The organism is Rhodococcus sp. 2H158 (assembly GCF_053764755.1).
The window spans coordinates 150,322-170,574 of record NZ_JBSNCE010000014.1; the positions used below are offsets into that span (position 1 = coordinate 150,322).

The 20,253-nt window shown below is 72.4% G+C and carries 23 protein-coding genes and 1 riboswitch; of the genes, 10 read left to right on the top strand and 13 right to left on the bottom strand.

Annotated features, from left to right (window positions below; genetic code table 11):
• Nucleotides 1-75 precede the first annotated feature (75 nt).
• From ACWPOB_RS15855 to ACWPOB_RS15865, 3 genes are read right to left on the bottom strand one after another with little or no spacing between them, the layout of a single operon-like run.
• Nucleotides 76-723 (bottom strand): superoxide dismutase family protein, encoded by a 648-nt coding sequence (locus ACWPOB_RS15855; protein WP_455401392.1) that lies wholly within the window; start codon nt 721-723, stop codon nt 76-78.
• Between the two features lie 59 nt (nt 724-782).
• Complete coding sequence (locus ACWPOB_RS15860) at nt 783-1,331, bottom strand: LytR C-terminal domain-containing protein (protein ID WP_455401393.1); 549 nt, start codon at nt 1,329-1,331, stop codon at nt 783-785.
• 48 nt (nt 1,332-1,379) lie between these two features.
• Nucleotides 1,380-1,745, bottom strand: a complete 366-nt coding sequence (locus ACWPOB_RS15865) for a DUF3263 domain-containing protein (protein WP_100058905.1) — start codon at nt 1,743-1,745, stop codon at nt 1,380-1,382.
• 134 nt (nt 1,746-1,879) lie between these two features.
• On the opposite strand from ACWPOB_RS15865, the gene ACWPOB_RS15870 reads away from it, so the two are divergent.
• From ACWPOB_RS15870 to ACWPOB_RS15880, 3 genes are read left to right on the top strand one after another with little or no spacing between them, the layout of a single operon-like run.
• Complete coding sequence (locus tag ACWPOB_RS15870) at nt 1,880-2,479, top strand: peptide deformylase (protein WP_100058906.1); 600 nt, start codon at nt 1,880-1,882, stop codon at nt 2,477-2,479.
• A 7-nt stretch (nt 2,480-2,486) separates the two neighbouring features.
• On the top strand, nt 2,487-3,455 hold the full coding sequence (locus tag ACWPOB_RS15875; protein WP_455401394.1) for an N-acetylglutamate synthase, CG3035 family: 969 nt from the start codon (nt 2,487-2,489) through the stop codon (nt 3,453-3,455).
• Nucleotides 3,456-3,464: 9 nt separating this feature from the next.
• Nucleotides 3,465-4,268, top strand: coding sequence for an exodeoxyribonuclease III (locus ACWPOB_RS15880; RefSeq protein ID WP_455401395.1), 804 nt, complete (start codon nt 3,465-3,467; stop codon nt 4,266-4,268).
• A 34-nt stretch (nt 4,269-4,302) separates the two neighbouring features.
• On the opposite strand, the gene ACWPOB_RS15885 is transcribed toward ACWPOB_RS15880, so the two are convergent.
• Nucleotides 4,303-4,653: a GNAT family N-acetyltransferase gene (locus ACWPOB_RS15885; RefSeq protein ID WP_455401396.1), complete on the bottom strand. Its 351-nt coding sequence runs from the start codon at nt 4,651-4,653 to the stop codon at nt 4,303-4,305.
• Between the two features lie 278 nt (nt 4,654-4,931).
• On the opposite strand from ACWPOB_RS15885, the gene thiC reads away from it, so the two are divergent.
• On the top strand, nt 4,932-6,548 hold the full coding sequence (thiC, locus tag ACWPOB_RS15890) for a phosphomethylpyrimidine synthase ThiC (protein ID WP_455401397.1): 1,617 nt from the start codon (nt 4,932-4,934) through the stop codon (nt 6,546-6,548).
• Nucleotides 6,545-7,387, top strand: coding sequence for a bifunctional hydroxymethylpyrimidine kinase/phosphomethylpyrimidine kinase (gene thiD / locus ACWPOB_RS15895; protein ID WP_455401398.1), 843 nt, complete (start codon nt 6,545-6,547; stop codon nt 7,385-7,387). Before thiC ends, thiD begins: the two co-directional genes overlap by 4 nt.
• Here thiD and ACWPOB_RS15900 read toward each other — a convergent pair.
• From ACWPOB_RS15900 to ACWPOB_RS15920, 5 genes are all read right to left on the bottom strand, one after another.
• A complete protein-coding gene (locus ACWPOB_RS15900; RefSeq protein WP_455401399.1) occupies nt 7,359-8,189 on the bottom strand; it encodes an adenylate/guanylate cyclase domain-containing protein in 831 nt (276 codons plus the stop codon). The genes thiD and ACWPOB_RS15900 overlap by 29 nt on opposite strands.
• A complete protein-coding gene (locus tag ACWPOB_RS15905; protein WP_455401400.1) occupies nt 8,182-9,642 on the bottom strand; it encodes a M28 family peptidase in 1,461 nt (486 codons plus the stop codon). Before ACWPOB_RS15905 ends, ACWPOB_RS15900 begins: the two co-directional genes overlap by 8 nt.
• 13 nt (nt 9,643-9,655) lie before the next feature.
• Nucleotides 9,656-10,465: an ABC transporter permease gene (locus tag ACWPOB_RS15910; RefSeq protein ID WP_100057688.1), complete on the bottom strand. Its 810-nt coding sequence runs from the start codon at nt 10,463-10,465 to the stop codon at nt 9,656-9,658.
• Nucleotides 10,462-11,406, bottom strand: coding sequence for an ABC transporter ATP-binding protein (locus tag ACWPOB_RS15915; protein ID WP_455401401.1), 945 nt, complete (start codon nt 11,404-11,406; stop codon nt 10,462-10,464). The genes ACWPOB_RS15910 and ACWPOB_RS15915 overlap by 4 nt, the downstream gene beginning before the upstream one ends.
• Nucleotides 11,407-11,477: 71 nt before the next feature.
• Nucleotides 11,478-11,999 (bottom strand): helix-turn-helix domain-containing protein, encoded by a 522-nt coding sequence (locus ACWPOB_RS15920; protein ID WP_231772586.1) that lies wholly within the window; start codon nt 11,997-11,999, stop codon nt 11,478-11,480.
• A 148-nt stretch (nt 12,000-12,147) separates the two neighbouring features.
• On the opposite strand from ACWPOB_RS15920, the gene ACWPOB_RS15925 reads away from it, so the two are divergent.
• Nucleotides 12,148-12,933, top strand: coding sequence for an aldolase (locus tag ACWPOB_RS15925; RefSeq protein ID WP_006938218.1), 786 nt, complete (start codon nt 12,148-12,150; stop codon nt 12,931-12,933).
• 65 nt (nt 12,934-12,998) lie between these two features.
• Complete coding sequence (locus ACWPOB_RS15930) at nt 12,999-13,880, top strand: dihydrodipicolinate synthase family protein (RefSeq protein ID WP_455401402.1); 882 nt, start codon at nt 12,999-13,001, stop codon at nt 13,878-13,880.
• A gap of 79 nt (nt 13,881-13,959) precedes the next feature.
• Here the strand turns inward: ACWPOB_RS15930 and thiG are convergent, their stop codons facing one another.
• From thiG to thiO, 3 genes are all read right to left on the bottom strand, one after another.
• A complete protein-coding gene (gene thiG / locus ACWPOB_RS15935) occupies nt 13,960-14,754 on the bottom strand; it encodes a thiazole synthase (RefSeq protein WP_455401403.1) in 795 nt (264 codons plus the stop codon).
• On the bottom strand, nt 14,747-14,962 hold the full coding sequence (gene thiS / locus ACWPOB_RS15940; RefSeq protein ID WP_029545344.1) for a sulfur carrier protein ThiS: 216 nt from the start codon (nt 14,960-14,962) through the stop codon (nt 14,747-14,749). The genes thiG and thiS overlap by 8 nt, the downstream gene beginning before the upstream one ends.
• Nucleotides 14,959-16,023, bottom strand: coding sequence for a glycine oxidase ThiO (thiO, locus tag ACWPOB_RS15945; protein WP_455401404.1), 1,065 nt, complete (start codon nt 16,021-16,023; stop codon nt 14,959-14,961). Before thiO ends, thiS begins: the two co-directional genes overlap by 4 nt.
• Nucleotides 16,023-16,135, bottom strand: a riboswitch (TPP riboswitch). (Overlaps the previous gene by 1 nt.)
• A 26-nt stretch (nt 16,136-16,161) precedes the next feature.
• On the opposite strand from thiO, the gene thiE reads away from it, so the two are divergent.
• Nucleotides 16,162-16,851 (top strand): thiamine phosphate synthase, encoded by a 690-nt coding sequence (gene thiE, locus ACWPOB_RS15950; protein WP_455401405.1) that lies wholly within the window; start codon nt 16,162-16,164, stop codon nt 16,849-16,851.
• Nucleotides 16,852-16,945: 94 nt separating this feature from the next.
• On the opposite strand, the gene ACWPOB_RS15955 is transcribed toward thiE, so the two are convergent.
• Nucleotides 16,946-17,797, bottom strand: a complete 852-nt coding sequence (locus ACWPOB_RS15955) for an NUDIX hydrolase (protein WP_455401406.1) — start codon at nt 17,795-17,797, stop codon at nt 16,946-16,948.
• A 128-nt stretch (nt 17,798-17,925) separates the two neighbouring features.
• On the opposite strand from ACWPOB_RS15955, the gene ACWPOB_RS15960 reads away from it, so the two are divergent.
• Together ACWPOB_RS15960 and ACWPOB_RS15965 are read left to right on the top strand one after the other, a co-directional pair.
• A complete protein-coding gene (locus ACWPOB_RS15960) occupies nt 17,926-19,287 on the top strand; it encodes a hypothetical protein (protein ID WP_455401407.1) in 1,362 nt (453 codons plus the stop codon).
• A complete protein-coding gene (locus ACWPOB_RS15965) occupies nt 19,284-20,249 on the top strand; it encodes a glutamate ABC transporter substrate-binding protein (RefSeq protein WP_455401408.1) in 966 nt (321 codons plus the stop codon). The genes ACWPOB_RS15960 and ACWPOB_RS15965 overlap by 4 nt, the downstream gene beginning before the upstream one ends.
• The last annotated feature ends 4 nt before the right edge of the window (nt 20,250-20,253 follow it).

The following is a 20,253-nucleotide window of genomic DNA, read 5'->3' on the forward strand; positions in this document are numbered from 1 at the left end:
TCGATCCAACCACAGGGCCCCGGCGACCGTCGCCGGTCGCCGGGGCCCTGCAAGAAGAGTTTCGGGAGGTGGCCGTCAGGAGACGACGCCGCAGGCGAGACGCTCGCCGCCGGCGGTTTCCTGGTGGACGACGACGGACGTGCCGTCCCCGCCCTGCAGGTCGTCGAGGGTGAACGCCTCGGTGGTGACGGCCAGCGACCCGGAGCCGCCCTCGCGCACCACGACCGCACCGAGGTCACCGCTCTCGGGGATGCTGGTGTTGCCGCTGGCCTGCAGGTGCCCGCCCGCGGACAGGAAGTTGCCGGGCTCGCCGCCGGTCGGGGCGGTGGAGTTGGTCTCGCACTTGCCGACCTCGTGGACGTGGACGCCGCGGTAGCCGACCGGCATGCCCTCGAGCTCGACGGTCACCTCGACGGCTCCGTCGACCTCGGTGAAGGTGACCGTGCCGGCGGCCGCACCGGCCGGGGTCCGCAGCTCGGCGGAGTGTTCCGCGCCGCCGGTGCCGCCCGCCGCGCCCGTCGTGGCCTCCCCCGGGACAGCGCTGCCGCCGTGTGCCTCGTCGGCGCCCTCCGGCGCCGCGGAACCCGTCCACACCGGCGGGGTGGTGCCGGGGGTGTCGCTCGGCTCCTCGCTGTTCGAGCACGCGCTCAGGCCCACCGCAGCGATCGCGACGATCGGGGCCAGGGCACGCCAGGACATGCGACGGGTGGAACTCGAGGCCATCAAACCGCTCCTTCGAAGTGGCGAAAAGTCACCTGATCATAGCCGGGGGGCGGAAGCCCTCACGGCGAGGTGACGATGACGATGACGCCCGGCGACGAGTCCCGGATCCCGGCGAAGCGCGGCTGGGCCGTCACCCCCAGTGCCTCGGCCACCGCCTCCGCGGTCTGCCGCTCCCCCGGACCCGTGCCGTAGTACACGGACGTGGATTCGATCACGCCGTCGCTGTAGTTGCCCGTCTCCGCGACGGTGAATCCCTCGTCCTCGAGCAGGCCGGCCGTCTGGGCGGCCAGGCCCGAGACGTTGCTGTTGTTGAGCACCCGCACGGGGGCGGCGGCCCCCGCCGACGTGGTGGCGGAGACCGTCGTCGTGGCCGACGGAGCCGCGCCGGGGACGGTCGTCCTCGCCGACGTCGCGGCGAGCGGCGCCGACGTCGCGGACGTGGTCGCCGGCGCGGCCGCCGGTTCGGTCGTCGGCTCGGGAGCCGGGCTCTCGGAATCGGAGCTTCCGAGCGAGGCGAGACCGAGGCCGGTGAACAGGATGGCGAGAGAGATCAGCACCATCGCGAGCGCTCGCAGCGGCGGACCCGACGATTCCGAGGTTGTGCTCACGCTCTCGACCTTAGTTGCCGCGCCCGCCGGATCACCGTCGTACTCGTACTACTTGGTGATCTCGAAGCCGAGCCGGCGCGCGGCCCGGGCCTTCTGCCGGCTGGCCCGCAGCCGGCGCAACCGCTTGACGAGCATGGGGTCGGCCGCCAGCGCCTCCGGCCGGTCCACCAGCGCGTTGAGGACCTGGTAGTAACGGGTCGCGGACAGACCGAAGAGTTCCTTGATCGCCTCTTCCTTGGCACCCGCGTACTTCCACCACTGCCGCTCGAAGGCGAGGATGTCGCGCTCCCGGCGAGAGAGACCGTCCGTACCGGCCTCGTCCGGGCCGGCCGCGGGGTGGTTGTTCTCGGCGTGGTTGCTCCGGTCGGAAACCTGCTCGGATTCGTTACCGATATGCGCTGCTGCGCCGTCCATCTCACTCCTCGACTGCCTCGAATCACGCCGAGGTCCGATCGGACCCGGGTGTTTCCGAGGGCAATTCAACCATGGTGGTACGACAGGTACCGGCTCAACGGACAGGCGAGTCCCGCCCACTATCCTCTTGCACCATGGCAATTCTTCCGATCCGGATCGTCGGTGACCCCGTCCTGCATCACCCGACGAAACCGGTCACCCAGTCGCCGGCCGAACTGGCCCAGCTGATCGCCGACATGTACGAGACGATGGACGCGGCGAACGGCGTCGGTCTCGCCGCCAACCAGGTCGGTGTCGACCTGCGGCTGTTCGTCTACGACTGCCCCGACCTGGACGGGGCCGGCAACGTGGTCCGCCGCCGCGGCGAGGTGATCAACCCGGTGCTCGAGACGTCGGAGATCCCGGAGACCATGCCCGACCCGGACGACGACGTCGAGGGGTGCCTGTCGGTCCCCGGCGAGCAGTTCCCCACCGGGCGCGCCGAGTGGGCGAAGGTCACCGGCACCGACGCCGAGGGCAACCCGATCGAGATCGAGGGCCACGGCTTCTTCGCCCGGATGTTGCAGCACGAGGTCGGCCACCTCGACGGCTACCTGTACGTCGACAAGCTCATCGGACGCAACGCCCGCGCCGCCAAGAAGACGATCAAGCGGGCGGGGTGGGGCGTGCCCGGCCTCAGCTGGGTGCCCGGGACGGTCGAGGACCCGTTCGGCCACGACGACGACGAGGACTGACGCACCGGTGACGACCGAGCAGCCCGTACCCGTCGGCACCCGGGTGGTGCTGCGCTACCGGCTGCCCGCCGGCTACAGCCACCCGATGACCGACGTGATCGGCGAGCTGGTCTCCCTCGAACCGGCCGTGGTGGTGCGCACCGCCGACAGCCGCCTCGTGCAGGTTGCGCCCGAGGCCGTGGTCGCGCTCAAGGCACTCGGTGCCCGGCCGATCCGCACCGGTGAGATCCGCGCCCTCGAGAACGCCGCGGCCGCCGCCTGGCCCGGGCTGGAACAGGGCTGGATCGACGGCTGGCTCCTGCGGGCCGGCGCCGGCTTCACCGGCCGCGCGAACTCGGCCACCCCGCTCGGCGACCCGGGCACGGTCGCCGACCCCCTCGACCCGGACGTGCACGCCCGGATGCGCGAGTGGTTCGCGGTCCGCGGCCTGCCGCTGCGGCTCCTGCTGCCGGACCGGCTCGCGCGGCTCCCGCACGGGTGGGCAGCGGGCGACGAGGTGCAGGTGCTGGCCGCCGACCTCGACAACGTGCCGCTGCCCGGCGTCGCCACCCCCGTGACCGTGAACGCCGGCCCGGACCCCGGGTGGCTGTCGCTGTACCGCTATCGCGGCGCGCCGATGCCTGCCGAAGGCCGGGCGGTCGTCGAGTCCGTCCTGGGCGGCGTCCTGGGCTTCGGCCGCATCGGCGGCGACACGGAGACCCTGGCGATCGCCCGGGCCGCGGTCACCGACGCCCCCGACGGCCGCCGCTGGGTGGGCCTGACCGCCGTCGAGGTGGCCGCCGCGCACCGCCGGAACGGACTCGGCACGCTCGTGTGCGGGGCCCTGCTGCAGTGGGGTCGCGACCACGGCGCCACACACGCATACCTACAGGTCGCGGCGGGGAACACCGCCGCCCGGGGCCTGTACCGGGCGCTCGGATTCGTCGAGCACCACCGCTACCGGTACGCCGCGGAACCTGTCGGTCCGCTCGCCTAGAGTGGGGACGTGCGTCTTGCTACCTGGAACGTGAACTCCGTCCGTGCCCGTACCGACCGGATCCTCGACTGGCTGCAGCGGACGGGCACCGATGTGCTCGCCATGCAGGAGACCAAGTGCAAGGACGAGCAGTTCCCGTACGAGCGGTTCGAAGAACTCGGCTACCGGGTGGCACACGTGGGGCTCTCCCAGTGGAACGGCGTCGCCATCGCCTCCCGCATCGGTCTCGACGACGTTCAGGTCGGGTTCGAGGACCAGCCCGGGTTCACCAAGGACCCGGACGCCGACCCGGCACAGGAGGCCCGGGCGATCGGCGCGACGTGCGGCGGCGTGCGGGTGTGGAGCCTGTACGTACCCAACGGCCGCGAGCTGGCCGATCCCCACTACGTCTATAAGCTCGAGTGGCTGGCGAAGCTGCGGGCCGACGCACAGGCCTGGCTCGCCGCCGACCCGCAGAAGCAGATCGCGCTCGTCGGTGACTGGAACATCGCTCCCATCGACGAGGACGTGTGGGATCCGGCGTTCTTCGAGGGCCGGACGCACACGTCGGAGCCGGAGCGGGAGGCCTTCCGCGCCTTCCTCGACGGCGGCTTCACCGATGTGGTGCGCCCGCACGCCCCGGGCCCGGGTGTGTACACCTACTGGGACTACACCCAGCTGCGCTTCCCGAAGCGCCAGGGCATGCGCATCGACTTCGTCCTCGGCTCCCCCGCGCTCGCGGCGCGGGTCTCCGGCGCGGAGATCGACCGCAACGAGCGCAAGGGCAAGGGCGCGAGCGACCACGCGCCCGTCGTCGTCGACCTCGCCGACTGAGGCGACCCGGTCAGGGCGGGGCGGAATCCGCGCGTCAGCGACGGCCGGCGGTCGGCTCGAGCGGCAGGACGACGTCCCGGTACTCGGGGTGGGCGATGAGGAATCGTTGCACGTAGGTGCACACGGGCCGGACCCGCCAGCCACGCTCGCGCGCGAGATCCAGGGAGTGGCCCACGAGCACCCCGGCGAGCCCACGGTGCCCGAAGTCCTCGACGATGACGGTGTGCAGGAAATCGACGACGGGATGGTTGCGCCCGGGCACGCCCGAGGGACGATCCGTGTCGAAATACCCGAGGATCCCGACAAGATCCCCGTTGAGGCGTAGCTCGAAGCGGTTCTGATCCTTGTTGTCGGTCACCTCGGTACGCGGCGAGTTGACGAGCATGATCCCCTCCGTGGTGCCGTAACCGAACTGTGACCTACGCCACTATAGAGCATGCAGGGTGTATCCGCCGAGACGTAGACGGCAAATATCTGCCTGCCCCCGGCACAGTGCTGCCCTGCCCCCGGCACGGTGCTGCCCTGCCCCCGGCACAGTGCTGCGCTATGGTGGCACCGCACATCGCAACCACACGGGAGCTCGCACCAGCGGGCTGAGAGGACGGCTCGGGGCCGTCGACCGTAGAACCTGACCGGGTAATTCCGGCGTAGGGAGATCATCTCGTGAGCACAGCTGTATCCGGCTCGTCCGCGTCCGGCGCGGGCGCCGTCACCACCGGCCCCATCGAGGGCAGCACCAAGCACTACGTCACCGTGCCCGGGGAACCGGGCATGTCGATCCCGGTCCGCCGGGTCCACCTGACCACCGGCGAGCACCACGACCTGTACGACACGTCCGGGCCGTACACCGAGTCCGACGTCGTGGTCGACCTGGCCGCGGGCCTGCCGGCGCTGCGGGCCGGGTGGCCGCGGCACCCGGGCACGCAGCTCGCCGCCGCCCGCGCGGGCGTCGTCACCCCGGAGATGCGCTACTGCGCCGCCCGCGAGGGCGTACCCGCCGAGACGGTCCGCGCCGAGGTCGCCGCCGGCCGGGCCGTGATCCCGGCGAACCACCGCCACCCCGAGCTCGAGCCGATGGTCATCGGCAAGGCGTTCGGGGTGAAGGTCAACGCGAACATCGGCAACAGCGCGGTGACGTCCTCGATCGCCGAGGAGGTCGACAAGATGGTGTGGGCGACCCGGTGGGGGGCCGACACCGTCATGGACCTGTCCACCGGCCCGCGCATCCACGAGACCCGCGAGTGGATCCTGCGCAACTCGCCGGTGCCCGTCGGCACGGTGCCGATCTATCAGGCCGTCGAGCAGGCCGGTGGGGATCCGGCCGCGCTGACCTGGGAGATGTACCGCGACACCGTGATCGAACAGTGCGAGCAGGGCGTCGACTACATGACCGTCCACGCCGGGGTGCTGCTGCGGCACATCCCGCTCACCGCGCACCGGGTGACCGGCATCGTCTCGCGCGGCGGCGCCATCATGGCCGCATGGTGTCTGGCGCACCATCGGGAGTCGTTCCTGTACACACACTTCGCCGAGCTGTGCGAGATCCTGCAGCGCTACGACGTGACGATCTCCCTCGGCGACGGCCTGCGTCCCGGCTCCGTCGCCGACGCCAACGACGCCGCCCAGTTCGCCGAGCTGCGCACGCTCGGGGAGCTCACCCGCGTCGCGAAGTCGCACGGCGTCCAGGTGCTGATCGAGGGTCCCGGACACGTGCCGATGCACCTGATCGAGGAGAACGTGCGGCTCGAGGAGGAGCTGTGCGAGGAGGCCCCCTTCTACACCCTCGGGCCGCTCACCACCGACATCGCTCCCGCCTACGACCACATCACCTCGGCGATCGGCGCCGCGATGATCGCCCGGGCCGGCACCGCGATGCTGTGCTACGTCACGCCCAAGGAGCACCTGGGCCTGCCCGATCGGGACGACGTCAAGACCGGGGTGATCGCGTACAGGATCGCCGCCCACGCGGCGGACCTCGCCAAGGGCCACCCGCGCGCCCGGGAGCGCGACGACGCGCTCTCCCGCGCCCGGTTCGAGTTCCGGTGGCACGACCAGTTCGCGCTGTCCCTCGACCCGGACACCGCCCGCGCGTTCCACGACGAGACGCTGCCGGCGGAGCCGGCCAAGAAGGCCCACTTCTGCTCGATGTGCGGCCCGAAGTTCTGCTCGATGCGGATCTCCGCGGACGTGCGGGCCGGGCTGGCCGGCAAGGCCGCCGAATTCGCCGGCGCGGGCGGCCAGGTCTACGTCCCGATCGAATCGGTAGGGTCGCAGCCGTGAAGCTGCTGCCCCTGGCCCCGAAGGGCCGAACCCCGGTCCGTGCCCTCACCATCGCCGGAACCGACTCGGGTGGCGGGGCCGGCATCCAGGCCGACTCGCGCACCATGGCGATGTGCGGCGTGCATGCCTGCGTCGCCGTCGCGGCCGTGACCGTGCAGAACTCCGTGGGCGTCAGCGGCTTTCACGAGATCCCGCCCGAGACGGTGGCCGCGCAGGTGCGGTGCGTGGTGGAGGACATCGGGGTCTCGGGTGCCAAGACCGGCATGCTCGCCTCCACCGGGATCATCGAGGCGGTCGCCGCGGTGTGCGCGGAGGTCGGCATCGGCCGCGATCGGCCGGTGCCGCTCGTGGTCGACCCGGTGTGCGCGTCGATGCACGGCGATCCCCTGCTGCACACGGAGGCTCTCGACGCGATGCGGCACACCCTGATACCGCAGGCCACGGTGGTCACGCCGAACCTCGACGAGGTGCGGCTGATCACCGGCATCGAGGTCGTCGACGACGCCTCCGCGCGACGCGCCGCCGAGGCGCTGCACGGCCTCGGCGCGCAGTGGGCGATCGTCAAGGGCGGGCACCTGCGCACCTCCGACGTCAGCACCGACCTGCTGTTCGACGGGGACCGGTTCCTCGAGTTCACCAGCCCCCGCATCGACACCGGCAACGATCACGGCGGCGGCGACACGCTCGCCGCGGCGATCGCGTCGGCCCTCGCCCACGGGTGGTCGGTGCCCGAGGCCGTGGAGTTCGGCAAGGAGTGGGTCACCCGGTGCCTGGAGTGGTCGTACGACCTCGGCGCCGGGCACGGCCCGGTCAACCCCCTGTGGCGACTGCAGTCCTGATCCGCCAGATCCCGAGTTCGGGCGGCACGCCCTTGGGGGCCGAGGCGAACAGCCCGCGCCGGTGCGGGCGCACCTCGAGGCCGAGCGTGTCGAGGGCACCGGCCGGCAGTGCGTCGAGCGTCGCGGAGGACACCACCACGTGCCCGTTGCCGGCGAGCTCCATCATGCGGGCCGCGACGGTGACGTCGACGCCCAGCCAGTCGCTGCCGATCCGCCGGGGCAGACCGGTGTGCGCGCCGACCCGGATCCGCGGCCGGTAGCCGTCCACGGTCACCGCCGTCAGGGCGGCCCGGGCCGCGAAGATCGCGTCCAGCGCCCGTTCCGGCCGGTCGAACACCACCATCAGACCGTCGCCGAGCCGCTTGACGACGGTGCCGCCGCGGTCCGTGAACGCCGGCTCCAGCGCCCGGGCGACGCGCCGCAGCAGGTCGAGGGTGGCGACGTCGCCCGCGGCGAGGGACCACGTCGAGAACCCCACGAGGTCGGTGAAGACCACGGTGACCTCCCGGTCGCCGCGGCCGGCGCCGGCGCGTTCGAGCAGCGCCTGCCAGGCCTGCAGCACGCCGAATCCGAGTTCGTGCACCGCGCTCGGTTCGTCGACGTCGCGCCACCGTCCGGCCAGCCGGGCGACGGCCTGCGGCCCGCTGGTCCCGGCGGTGGACAGCGGATCGCCGAAACCGGGATCACCGGGGAGCGTGCGCCGCAGCCGCCGGGCCAGCCGGACCAGCTCGGGCCGCCGGTCCACGGCCGAGAACCGGTCCGCGAGGCGACGGCCGAAGCCCGGGGCCGGCGTCTCATCCATCGGAGCGGACCTCGGCGCGCTGCGGCCCCACGGGAACCCCGTCCGGTCCCGTGACGGTCCGCGCATACGTGCCCACCCCGTACCCGACGGCCGACGCGGCGACGGCGAGTGCGGCCCGGTCGATGTTGGCGAGCGTGTCCTGCGGGCTGTGGTAGTTCGGGTCGAACGGCGCGTCGCCGGTGCCGCCCCACTTGCCCGCCTGCTCCGGGGTCTTGCGGTCGTCGGCACCGGAGAACACGCCCCCGGCGGGGATGCCCGCGTCGACGAACGGCCCGTAGTCGGAGCGGCCGTCGAAGTCGGTGCCGTCCGCGGCGACGCCCCGCGACGTCAGGTAGCCCAGGAACGTGCGCTCGATGCCGGCCGAGCCTTCCGGTCCCGGTCCGGCGCCCACCGCGTCGGAGTCGTCGCCGTCGTAGACGAGGTACCCCGGATTCGGCGACCCGAGCATGTCGAAGTTCAGGTACAGGGCGATGTCCTCGCGGGCGGCGTCGTCCAGGGAGACCACGTAGTCGGTGGAGCCGACCAGCCCGACCTCCTCGGCGCCCCAGAACGCGAACCGCACCGCGTTGGTGACACCCGGGTCGCTGCCGAGTTGCAGGGCCGTCTCGAGCACCGCAGCGACGCCGGTGCCGTTGTCGTTGATGCCCGGCCCCTCCGGGACGCTGTCGAGGTGGGCGCCGACGACGACCACGTCGTCGGTGGAGCCCGTGGCGGTCTGCGCGAGCACGTTGCGCGAGCGCACGCTGTCGACGCGGGTGTCGAGGACGAGGGTCACCGTGGTGGGTGCGGCGGCGAGCGCGCGGCCGTCGGCGCCGCTGATCCCCGCGGCGGGCACGAGGTCGTTGCCCTCCTCGCCGAGGGTGGCGCCGGCGAGCGCACCGTCCTCGTTATTGGCGACGAGGATCGCCGCCGCACCGCGCTCGGCCGCGACCTGCTGTTTGACGAAGAACGGGCACACCCCGCGCGTGACGAGCACGACGGCGCCGGAGACGTCGAGCCCGTCGTAGTCGGAGGCCTCGCACCCGGGCGTGTCGTCGGCGGGCACCGGCACGAGCCGGGCGGTGAGTCCGTCCGGGCCGGTGGACGGCGAGAACTCGAGGGCCCGGACCGGCACCGGCGCGCCGGCGACGGTCAGGGTCTCGGTCTCGACGTCGAAACTGCGGACGTCGAACTCCGGGGTCTGCACGTCGAATCCCGCGTCGCGCAACCGGCCGGCGACGTAGTCGACGCTCGCGTCGTAGCCGGCGGTGCCCACGGCGCGGTTGCCGTCGTGCTCGGTGGCGATACGTTCGAGTTCCGTGAGGTGGCCGACCACCGCGTCGATTCCCACGGCCCCCGCCAGCGCGGCCGGGTCCACCGGCGGCGGCGCCGGCGGCTCCTCCGAGCATGCCGCCGCCAGCAGCACGATCGCCGCGACGGCGCCCCCGGCCCGTACCCGCGCTCCCCGGTTCATCCGCCGAGAATACTCACGCGTCGCGCCGGTTCACCACGACCAGCGCGGCCGCGAACACCACGGCGACGAACACCGCGAAGTACACCAGCGAACCCCACGGTCCCCAGTGGAAGTCGATGCCCTGCTCGCTGCCGAGGAAGTGGTTGGCGTTGGCGAACGGCAGGAAGGGCTGCACCTGCCGGCCGAACGAACCGAACAGCGCGAACAGCGACTCGATCAGCAGCGGCCACAGCAGCAGCAGCGCGATGGTGCCGGCGGACTGGCGCAACAGCGCCCCCACCGCGACGGCGAGCACCGCGCACAGCAGCGCGTAGATCGAGACGCCGTAGATCGACCGCCACGCATCGTCGCCCTCGAGCACCAGGTCCCGCCCGGCCTCCGGGCCGGCGAGGGCCTTGGCGAGATAGAACGAGGCGAGGGCCAGCACGCCGGTCAGCACCGCGCCGAACACCCCGATCAGCAGCGCCTTGACGACGAGGACGGCGCTGCGGTTCGGCATGGCCTGGAACGTGGTACGGATGACCCCGAACCGGTACTCGCTGGTCACCGACAGTGCCGCGAGGATCATCAGCACGAGCACGCCGAAGCCGGCGACGCCGCTGACCGCGACGTCGACGGTCGGGTAGAACCGGCCGACCTCGTCGTCGACGGACATGCTCGCCTTGGACGCGGCGCCGAGGATCGCCGCGAGGCCGAGGCCCAGCGCGACGATCACGACGGTGCACCACCACGGCGACTGGGTGGAGGTCAGTTTGATCCGTTCCGCCTTGACGGTGTCCACGACCACGCTCGTCGTCCCGGCGTTGTCCACGGCCACGCTCATCGCAGCTCCCCCTTCATCGGCTGCACAGCCGGGCCCCCGGCCGCGGCTCCCTGGTACTGCACGTCGTCTCCGGTCAGTTTCATGAACGCCTCCTCGAGCGACGCGTTCTGGGCCGCCAGTTCGTGCAGCACCACCGAGTGCGCAGCAGCGACCTCACCCACCTGCGCGGTGGTGACGCCGCTGACGATCAGCGCGCCCTCGTCGTCCCGGACGGTGTGGCCCTGCCCGGTCAGTGCCGTCCGCAGCGTGTCGAGCTGTGGGCTGCGCACCCGCACCGTCGCCTCCGACGCCCGCTCGACGAACTCCGCGACGGACGTGTCCGCGATGAGCCGGCCCCGGCCGATCACCAGCAGGTGGTCGGCGGTCTGCGCCATCTCCGACAGCAGGTGGCTCGACACGAGCACGGTGCGGCCCTCCGTCGCGAGGGCCTGCATGAACCGCCGGATCCACACGATGCCCTCGGGATCGAGGCCGTTGACGGGCTCGTCGAACAGCAGCACCTTCGGGTCGCCGAGCAGGGCACCGGCCAGTCCGAGCCGCTGCGACATGCCGAGCGAGAAACCGCCCGCGCGCTTGTCGGCCACCTCGGTCAGGCCGACGAGCGCGAGCACCTCCTCGACCCGCGAGTTCGGCAGGCCGTTGGACGCGGCGAGCCAGCGCAGGTGTGCCCGCGCCGACCGGTTCGGGTGTACCCAGCGCGCGTCGAGCAGCGCACCGACGGTCCGCAGCGGCCGCTTCAGCTGCCGGTAGGGGACGCCGTCGATCAGCGCGGTCCCGGCGGTGGGCCGGTCGAGGCCGAGGATCATCCGCATCGTCGTGGATTTCCCGGCCCCGTTGGGGCCGAGGAATCCGGTGACGATCCCCGGCCGGACCGTGAACGTCACGTCGTCGACGGCGACGGTGGAACCGAAGGTCTTCGTCAGTCCGGTCACTTCGATCATGACCCACAGCCTGCCCGATTCGGGCGGATCGCGCCGCGCGGGGTCACCCTACGGTCCTGTAGGCGTCTCGATCAGTGGTTGTCGTTGCATGCGACGACGAGGACCTCGGCGTCCACCGGGCCGGTGCTGCGGAGCCGATGATCGAGGGAGGCGTCGAAATAGGCGCAGTCGCCGGAGTCCAGGGTGACGATCGTCCCCCCGTGGTCGAGTTCGATCGATCCGGAGACGACGAACACGAACTCCTGGCCGCTGTGCTCGGGGTGCGGGTCGTCGGCGAAGTCGCGTCCGGGCCGGACGACGAACGGGGACATCGCTTTCCCCAGCATTCCCGCGGCGACGGGGTGGTAGCGGTCCGCCCCGGCCCGGGCGGGGGCGCGCTCGATCGTCATCCGCGAGCGCGAGGCGTCGTCCGCGAACAACTGCCCGACGTCGACATCGAGGGCGCGGGCGATCCTCATCGCCACCGCGATCGACGGCGTGCTGCGCTCGCGCTCGATCTTGGACAGGTAGCTCTTGGTCAACCCGGTCTGCGCCGCGAGGGCTTCGAGCGTGAGCCCCCGCTCCTTGCGTAGCGCTCGCACCAGCGCGGTCACGGCCCCGTCCTTCCTTCGTCACCCCTCACACGGCGAGTCTACAAAGTGTCCTGTCGAGGTCCCTGCCGGCGAAAGTGGCTGTACATGACACAAGGTGTCCTATAGTCTCCATCGTGTCCACCACAGTCGAGATCGAGGAGGCCGATCGATGTCCGGGACGTTCACCGCTACGAAAGCGGAGTTGATGCACCAGGCCCAGGCCCGCATGCGGACCCACCTTGCGGAGTCCGGCTGGACGACACGCCAGAAGCTCGCCCTGACCTGTCGAATCCTGTTCGACGCCGGGCACGACTCCGGCCTGGCGGGCCAGATCACCGCCCGCGCCGAAGAACCGGGGACCTACTACACCCAGCAGCTGGGCCTCGGGTTCGACGAGATCACCGAGGACAACCTGCTGTTGGTCGACGAGGACCTCCAGGTTCTCGACGGCTCCGGGATGGCCAATCCCGCCAACCGGTTCCACAGTTGGATCTACCGCGCGCGCCCCGACGTGCAGTGCATCGTCCACACCCATCCGTTCCATGTCGCCGCACTGTCCATGCTCGAAGTCCCGCTCGTGGTGTCCCAGATGGACATCGCGCCGCTCTACGACGACTGCGCCTTCCTCCCCGCCTGGCCCGGCGTGCCGGTCGGCAACGAGGAAGGCGAGATCATCACGGCCGCGCTCGGCTCGAAGAAGGCGATCCTCCTGGCCCACCACGGCCACGTCGTCGCCGGGGCCGGCATCGAGGAGGCGTGCTCGCTCGCCGTGCTGATCGAACGCGGCGCCGAGCTGCAACTCGCCGCCATGGCGGCCGGCACGATCGCCGAACTTCCGGACCGGCTCGCGCGAGAGGCGCACGACTGGACCCTCACCCCGAAACGCAGCCAGGCCAACTTCGCCTACTACGCGCGTCGCGCCCTGGCCCGGCACCCGGACGCGATCGCCGGCTGAACGCCCACCGGCACCCGGCGAGGTTGCTCGCCCCCGCTTTCACGAGACGAAAAGGATTCTCTGCCTTGACAACACTGGAAGGCATCATCGCCTACCCGATCACCCCGTTCACCTCCGGCGCCGATGCGACGGTCGACACCGGCGCGCTCGCCGCGCTCGTCGACCGCCTCGTCGGGGACGGCGTGCACGCCGTCGCCCCACTCGGCAGTACCGGCGAGAGCGCCTATCTCACCGAGAAGGAGTTCGACACCGTCCTCGACACCACGATCGCCGCCGTCGCCGGCCGTGTCCCCGTCGTCGTCGGAGTGTCCGACCTGACGACGGCGAACACCGTGCGCCGGGCCCGTCGCGCGCAGACGGCGGGCGCCGCGGCCGTCATGGTGCTCCCCGTGTCGTACTGGAAGCTCACCGATCGCGAGATCGCCTGCCACTACGCCGCTGTCGGTGCCGCGATCGACATTCCCGTCATGGCGTACAACAACCCCGCCACCAGCGGCATCGACATGAGTCCGGAACTGCTGGTGTCGATGTTCGACACCATCGACAACCTCACCATGGTCAAGGAGTCCACCGGCGATCTGTCCCGGATGCAGCGCATCGCCGAGCTCAGCGAGGGCCGCCTGCCGTTCTACAACGGCAGCAACCCGCTCGTGCTCGAGGCGCTGAGGGCCGGGGCGTCCGGCTGGTGCACCGCCGCGCCGTGCCTGCGGCCCGAGCCGTGTCTCGCGCTGTACACGGCCGTCGAGGACGGCGACCTCGCCCGCGCTCAGGCCCTGTACGCCGAACTGCAGCCCCTGCTCGAGTTCATCGTCGCCGGCGGCCTCCCCACCACGATCAAGGCGGGCCTCGGCATTCTCGGCTCGGACGTCGGGGATCCCCGAGCGCCGCTGCTGCCCCTCGAACCCGAGGGAAGAGCCACCCTCGCACGGCTGCTCTCCGCCGCCTGACAGCGCAGGTGGTGCCGCGGCCCGTGCGGCACCACCCGCACGTCGAGCGACCAACCGGTCACCGTCACATCGGGTCGCCCTACGGTTCGAGCGGCGAGGAGGCCTGCGCCCAGAACCGCTTCGGGATGCGGCCCGCGTGCCGGGCCCGGAAACCCGCCTCGACGGCGTGCCGCATCGCCGACGCCATGAGCGCCGGGTCCTTCGCCCGCGTCACCGCGGTCGCCAGCAGCACCGCGTCGCACCCGAGTTCCATCGCGAGCGCGGCGTCCGAGGCGGTGCCGATGCCGGCGTCGAGGATCACCGGCACCCCGGCGGCCTCGACGATCATCTCGATGTGGTGCGGGTTGGCGATGCCCAGGCCGGTCCCGATCGGCGAGCCGAGCGGCATCACGGCGGCGCAGCCGACGTCCTCGAGCCGTCGCGCCAGCACCGGATCGTCCGTGGTGTAGGGCAGCACGACGAACCCGTCGTCGACGAGCTGCTCGGCGGCGGCGACGAGTTCGATCGCGTCGGGCAGCAGGGTGCGTTCGTCGGCGATGACCTCGAGCTTGACCCAGTCCGTCCCGAGGGCCTCGCGCCCGAGTTGTGCGGTGAGCACCGCCTCGGCGGCGCCGCGGCAGCCGGCGGTGTTGGGCAGCGGCGCGATGCCGAGGCGGCGCAGCAGATCGAGCACGCCGGTCCCGGACGCCGCGTCCACGCGGCGCATCGCCACGGTGGTCAGCTCGGTGCCGGAGGCGACGAGGGCCTCCTCGAGCACCGCGAGGTTCGCGGCCCCACCGGTGCCGGTGATGAGCCGCGACGAGAAGGTCCGCCCGGCGATCGTCAGCGGCGGCAGGTCGTGGCCGGGGTCGCGGCCGGTGTTGCGCTCAGCCACCCTGCACCGCCGTGAGAACCTCGATCTGCCAGCCCTTTTCGACGCGTTCGGACCAGCGCCCCCGCGGGAACACGGCACCGTCCACGGCGACGGCGACGCCCTTGTCGGGCAGACCGAGTTCGCTGAGCAGTTCGGCCATCGTCGGCGCCTGCGCGAACCAGCGCTCCTCCCCGTTGACCGTGACACCCACCGTCGGCGCACCGTTCATGACCTTCTCCCCTTCGAGAATCGTTGTGGATCGGCATGTTTCGAGACAGCGAGGGGTTCGTCCGCGAGCTCCGCGACCACCGCGTCCGCGGTGACCGGGGTCAGCAGCACCCCGTTGCGGCCGTGCCCGGTCGCGGCGATCACCCGTTCGGACAGCCGGCCGATCAGCGGCAGGTTGTCCGGGCTCATGGGCCGCAGCCCCGCGCTCGCCTCGTGCAGCTCGTACTCGCCGATCGCCGGGAACAGCGCCTCGGCGTCGGCGATCAGGTCCCGCACCCCCGCGACGGTGACCTGCGTGTCGTCGGCCTCGTACTGGGTCGCGCCCACGACGAGGCCGTCTGCGCGCGGCACCAGGTATGCCGGTCGGCCGTGCACACTGCCGCGGACCGTCCGATGCGGGGCAGGAGCCGCGCCCGGGCGGGTCCGCAACCGCAGGATCTCCCCCTTGACCGGCCGCACCGGCAAGCCCGGCCACAGGCGGGCCGACGCCGCGCCCGCCGCGAGCACCACCCGGTCGGCGTCCAGGTCCGCGAGGTCGCGCACCGGCACATCGACGAGGGCCACACCGGCCTCGGCGACGGCCCGCCGCAGCGCGTCGACGAGGATCCGGTTGTCCACGGCCAGCTCGTCCGGGGCCAGCAGGCCCAGGCGGATGCGCGGCCCCAGCGACGGCTCGAGCTCGCGCACCTCGGCGCGGCCGAGCACGCGCATCTCGTGTCCCTGAGCCGACACCCACTCGGCGATCGTGCGCAGATCGGCCGCGTCGGCCGCGTCCAGCGCGACGGTCAGCGACGCGTCGGAGGTGAACAGGTCCAGTCCGGTCTCCCGCAACAGCTCGGCGCCGAACTCCGGCCAGCGGGCCAGCGACGCCGCGCCCAGCTCGAGGACGTGTTCCTCCCCCGGCCAGCCCTCCGACAACGGTGCCAGCATCCCGCCGGCCACCCACGACGCCCCCGCCCCCGGGGACGGGTCGTGCACGGTCACGGTCCAGCCGGCACGGGCCGCGCGCCACGCGATCGACAGCCCGATCACGCCTCCGCCGACGACGGATACGGTTCCCACAGTTCGTCCACCTCACTCCCTGCGCCGGCATGATCCGGTTCAGGTGCTGACGGTCGGGGCCGGCAGGCCCCCTCTCAGCCCCGCGATCCCCGGGACTCCCGTGTCGATTCGTTCAGTGCAGAGACTACCGTCTTCGCCGTGACTACCTACCGCGGCAACCGTCCCGCCCCCCGGGAACGCCTCGCGCAGGCCCGGCTCTACCTGTGCACCGACGCCCGTCGCGACACCGGAGACCTGGCCCGATTCGCGGAGGAGGCCCTCGCGGGCGGAGTCGACATCGTCCAGCTCCGCGACAAGGGTTCGGCGGGCGAGAAGAAGTTCGGCCCGCTCGAGGCCCGCGAGGAACTCGCGGCACTCGAGGTGCTGGCGGCGGCGTGCCGCCGGCACGGTGCGCTGCTGGCCGTCAACGACCGTGCCGACATCGCCCTCGCCGCGGGCGCCGACATCCTGCACCTGGGTCAGGGCGACCTGCCGGTGCGGTACGCCCGGCAGATCCTCGGCGAGGAGATCGTGATCGGCCGGTCCACCGGCAGCCGCGCGCAGGCGAGCCTGTCCGACATCGAGGAGGGCGTCGACTACTTCGCCCACGGGCCGGTGTGGTCCACCCCCACCAAGCCGGGGCGCACCCCGGCGGGACTCGAGGTGCTGCGGGAGGTGGCCCGGTCGCAGCCGCAGCGGCCGTGGTTCGCGATCGGCGGCATCGACGCCGAGCGGCTGCCCGAGGTGCTCGCCGCCGGCGCCACCCGCATCGCGGTGGTCCGGGCCATCACCGCGGCACCGAATCCGCGGGCCGCCGCGGCGGCGCTGAAAGCCGCGCTGCCCGGCTGACGGTCCGCCAGAGCCAGCCCGCCGGCCGGCAGTCCGCCAGAGCCAGCCCGCCGGCCGGCAGTCCGCCAGAGCCAGCCCGCCGGCCGGCAGTCCGCTAGAGCCAGCCCAGGACCGTCGACGGCGACAGGGTCGGCACGTCCCCGGGCAGCCGGGCGCGCAGTCCCCGGTCGGCCGTCACCACCACCGTGAGCACCTGGTCCAGCACGGCCGACGTGCCCGTCGCCAGGGAGGCCAGCTCGTCGTCTCCGCTGCCGGCGGCGGTGTGCACCGCGGTCCGGTCGTCGTGGATCACCGCCGCGCGGGCCTGCCCCTCGAGGACCGCCTCGATGCGGCTCACCCAGCCGAAACACCCGTCGGGCAGCTCGACGGTGCGGGGCAATGCCTCCGCCAGCTCCCCGAGCAGCCGTGCGGTGGCGCCCGGGCGGTCGCGCCACCAGCCCGTCGGCCGCGACCCGAGGACGTTGGCGGTGTCGAGCAGCATCCGCACCGCGCGGGTCCGCAGGTCCGGCCAGGCCGCCGCGAACCCGGTGTGCAGCGGCATGGTCTCGACGTCGGCCTCCGGCACCCAGCGCAGTTCGGTGCTCTCCCCGTTGAGGGTCGTCTCCATCGGGCTCGGGGTGTCCGCGACGACCGTCGTGTACGTCCATCCCCCGGCCACGCCGGAGGTGACCCGCTCGGTGCGCACGCTCAGCGCCGCCGGGTCGATCCCGGTCTCCTCGTTCGCTTCCCGCACGGCCGCGGCGACGGGACTCTCGTCGCTGTCGCGGGCGCCGCCGGGCAGCGCCCACGTGCCGCCCTGGTGGCTCCACGCCGCGCGATGCTGCAGCAACACGGCCGGGGTGCCGTCGGGCAGCGGCGCGCGCAGCAGCAGTCCGGCCGCGCCGAATCTGCCCCACCGGCGATCACCGTCGGGTCCCACGGCCCAGCCGTCCCCGTCACCTCGCATCGCGTCCGCCTCCCTGCCGCCCGGCCGCCGACCGCGAGCCGGGCGTCCACCGTCCTCGGACGGCAACAACATCCCGTTACTGCTTATATGCTCGCCACACACAGTGCCACATCGGAAGGGGTGCTCTCGTGGACGTGCGCGTGACCCCCACGCTCGGTGCGGTGGGGAGTCGCCTCCAGCGTAGCGACGTGCCGGCCGCCACGACCGCCCACGCCGGACCCTCCGACGAGCTGCGCGACCTGCTGCGATCCACCCCCGCCAAGCTCGTCACCCTCGGTGTGCTGCTCGCCGTGCTCCTCCTCGTCTCCGGGGTCGCGGCGGGCCAGACCGTCACCGGCCGCAAGGCCACCCACGATCGGTTGCTCGCCACCACCGAACCCCTCGCCGATGCCGCACAGAACCTCTACAGCGCGCTGTCGGTAGCGGACGCGGCGGCCGCGACCGGCTTCATTTCCGGCGGCATCGAGCCGAAGGAGGTCCGCGACCGCTACGCCCAGGCCATCGGCGAGGCGTCCGCCCAGCTCGTCGCCGCCGCCGGCGGGATTCCCGCCGACGACCGTGCGGGCACCCGGCTGCTGTCCGGCATCGCCGAACGCCTGACCGTGTACACCGGCCTGGTCGAGACGGCGCGGGCGAACAACCGCGTCGGCAACCCGGTGGGTGCCGCCTATCTCGGCGAGGCGTCGAACCTGATGCAGTCGGAGCTGCTGCCCATGGCGCAGGAGCTGCACACGCAGAGCGTCTCGGCGGTCTCGTCGACGCAGCGCGCCTCGGTGCGGCCCCCGTGGACGTCGATCGGTCTGCTGCTGGTGACGGTCGTCGCGCTCACCGCGGTGCACGTCATCATCTCCCGGATCAGCCGCCGCACCCTCAATCCCGGTCTGCTGCTGTCGATCGCGGCGACGGGAATCCTGCTGTGCTGGCTGCTCGTGGCCGGACTGATCTCGTCGAGCGCGACCCAGCGGGCGATCGTGCACGGGGCCGAGCCGCTCGGCGTGTTCACCGACAGCCGCATCCTCGCGCAGCAGGCACGCACCGCGGAGACCCTGCAGCTCGTGCGCCGCGACGCCACCGGCGAGTACGACGCGACGTTCGACCAGAGCATGTCCCGGCTCGGTGAGCTGCTCACCGGGTACGCGTCCGGCGAGGAGGTGGAGATCGTCACCGATCCCGCCGTGCGCGCCGCCGAGGCACGCACCGCATGGCTGGCGTCGCACAACCGCATGCAGGCCGCGCTCGACCGCGGGGACTTCCCGGCCGCCGCGATCCTCGCGACCGGCCCCGGTCCCGACGAGGCCGTCGCCCAGTTCGCCACCCTCGACCGCGCCCTCGAACGCGGCATCGACCTCGCCCGCGCCGAACTGCGCGGCAACGAGGACCGCGCCGCGCAGATCCTGTCCGCGCTCGCCCCCGCCACGACGGCGTTGACGGGGCTGGCGCTGCTCGGCATCGTCGTCGGGTTGTGGCCGCGCCTGCGGGAGTACCGGTGAACGTGCGTCGTCTCGTCGCCGCGACGGTCGTCGCCGTCGCCGCATTCACGGGCGGCTGCGCGACCTCACCGCCGGAGATCCTCGCCGACCCGGACCCGTCCTACACCGAGCCGCCCCTGCCGGAACGCGCCACCGTCGCGCCCAGCGCGGCGCCCGTCCCCCCGGAACCGGACTGCGGCGACCCCACCGCCGGTCTGCGTCCCGACGGCGCGACGACCGGACCGACCCTCGACGCGATCCGGGCGCGCGGCCGGCTCGTCGTCGGGCTCGACACCGGCAGCAACCTGATGAGCTTCCGGGATCCGGCGACCGGGCGGATCACCGGATTCGACGTGGACGTCGCGCGGGAGATCGCGCGGGACCTGCTCGGCAGCCCGGACCTGCTCGACTTCCGGATCCTCAGTTCCGCGGACCGCGAGCAGGCCCTGCAGGACTCCACCGTCGACATCGTCGCCAAGACGATGACGATCACGTGTGCCCGCCGCGAACGGGTCGACTTCTCCACCGTCTACTTCCGGGCCCAGCAGCGCGTCCTGGTGGTCAAGGGGTCCGACGTCCGCGACGTCGCCGACCTGGCGGGCCGGCGGGTGTGTGTCGTGCAGGGAACCACCTCGCTCGACCGCCTCCGGCGGCTGCAGCCGTCCGCGGCGATCCTCACCGTCCCGACGTGGGCGGACTGCCTCGTGGTGCTGCAGCAGCGTCAGGTGGACGCGGTGAGCACCGACGACACGATCCTCGCCGGCCTCGCCTCGCAGGATCCGTACCTCGAGCTGGTCGGGACGTCGATCGGCAGCGAGCCGTACGGCATCGGCATCGCCAAGGGCCACGAGGACCTGGTGCGGTTCGTCAACGGCACCCTCGAGCGGATCCGCCGCGACGGGACGTGGACGCTGCTCTACAACCGCTGGCTAATCGTCCTCGGACCCGCCCCGGCGCCGCCGACCCCGACGTACGTGGACTGAGAGG

Bases quoted from the DNA above. Each gene is read 5' to 3' on its own strand.
- ACWPOB_RS15865 (WP_100058905.1), bottom strand. From the start codon at position 1,745: ATGGACGGCGCAGCAGCGCATATCGGTAACGAATCCGAGCAGGTTTCC.
- ACWPOB_RS15955 (WP_455401406.1), bottom strand. From the start codon at position 17,797: ATGCGAGGTGACGGGGACGGCTGGGCCGTGGGACCCGACGGTGATCGC.
- ACWPOB_RS15855 (WP_455401392.1), bottom strand. From the start codon at position 723: ATGGCCTCGAGTTCCACCCGTCGCATGTCCTGGCGTGCCCTGGCCCCG.
- ACWPOB_RS15905 (WP_455401400.1), bottom strand. From the start codon at position 9,642: ATGAACCGGGGAGCGCGGGTACGGGCCGGGGGCGCCGTCGCGGCGATC.
- thiS (WP_029545344.1), bottom strand. From the start codon at position 14,962: ATGAACGGTGCGCCGACGGTGGGTGTCACGGTCAACGGGGAGGAGCGC.
- ACWPOB_RS15870 (WP_100058906.1), top strand. From the start codon at position 1,880: ATGGCAATTCTTCCGATCCGGATCGTCGGTGACCCCGTCCTGCATCAC.
- ACWPOB_RS15910 (WP_100057688.1), bottom strand. From the start codon at position 10,465: ATGAGCGTGGCCGTGGACAACGCCGGGACGACGAGCGTGGTCGTGGAC.
- ACWPOB_RS15885 (WP_455401396.1), bottom strand. From the start codon at position 4,653: ATGCTCGTCAACTCGCCGCGTACCGAGGTGACCGACAACAAGGATCAG.
- ACWPOB_RS15925 (WP_006938218.1), top strand. From the start codon at position 12,148: ATGTCCGGGACGTTCACCGCTACGAAAGCGGAGTTGATGCACCAGGCC.
- ACWPOB_RS15900 (WP_455401399.1), bottom strand. From the start codon at position 8,189: ATGGATGAGACGCCGGCCCCGGGCTTCGGCCGTCGCCTCGCGGACCGG.
- ACWPOB_RS15915 (WP_455401401.1), bottom strand. From the start codon at position 11,406: ATGATCGAAGTGACCGGACTGACGAAGACCTTCGGTTCCACCGTCGCC.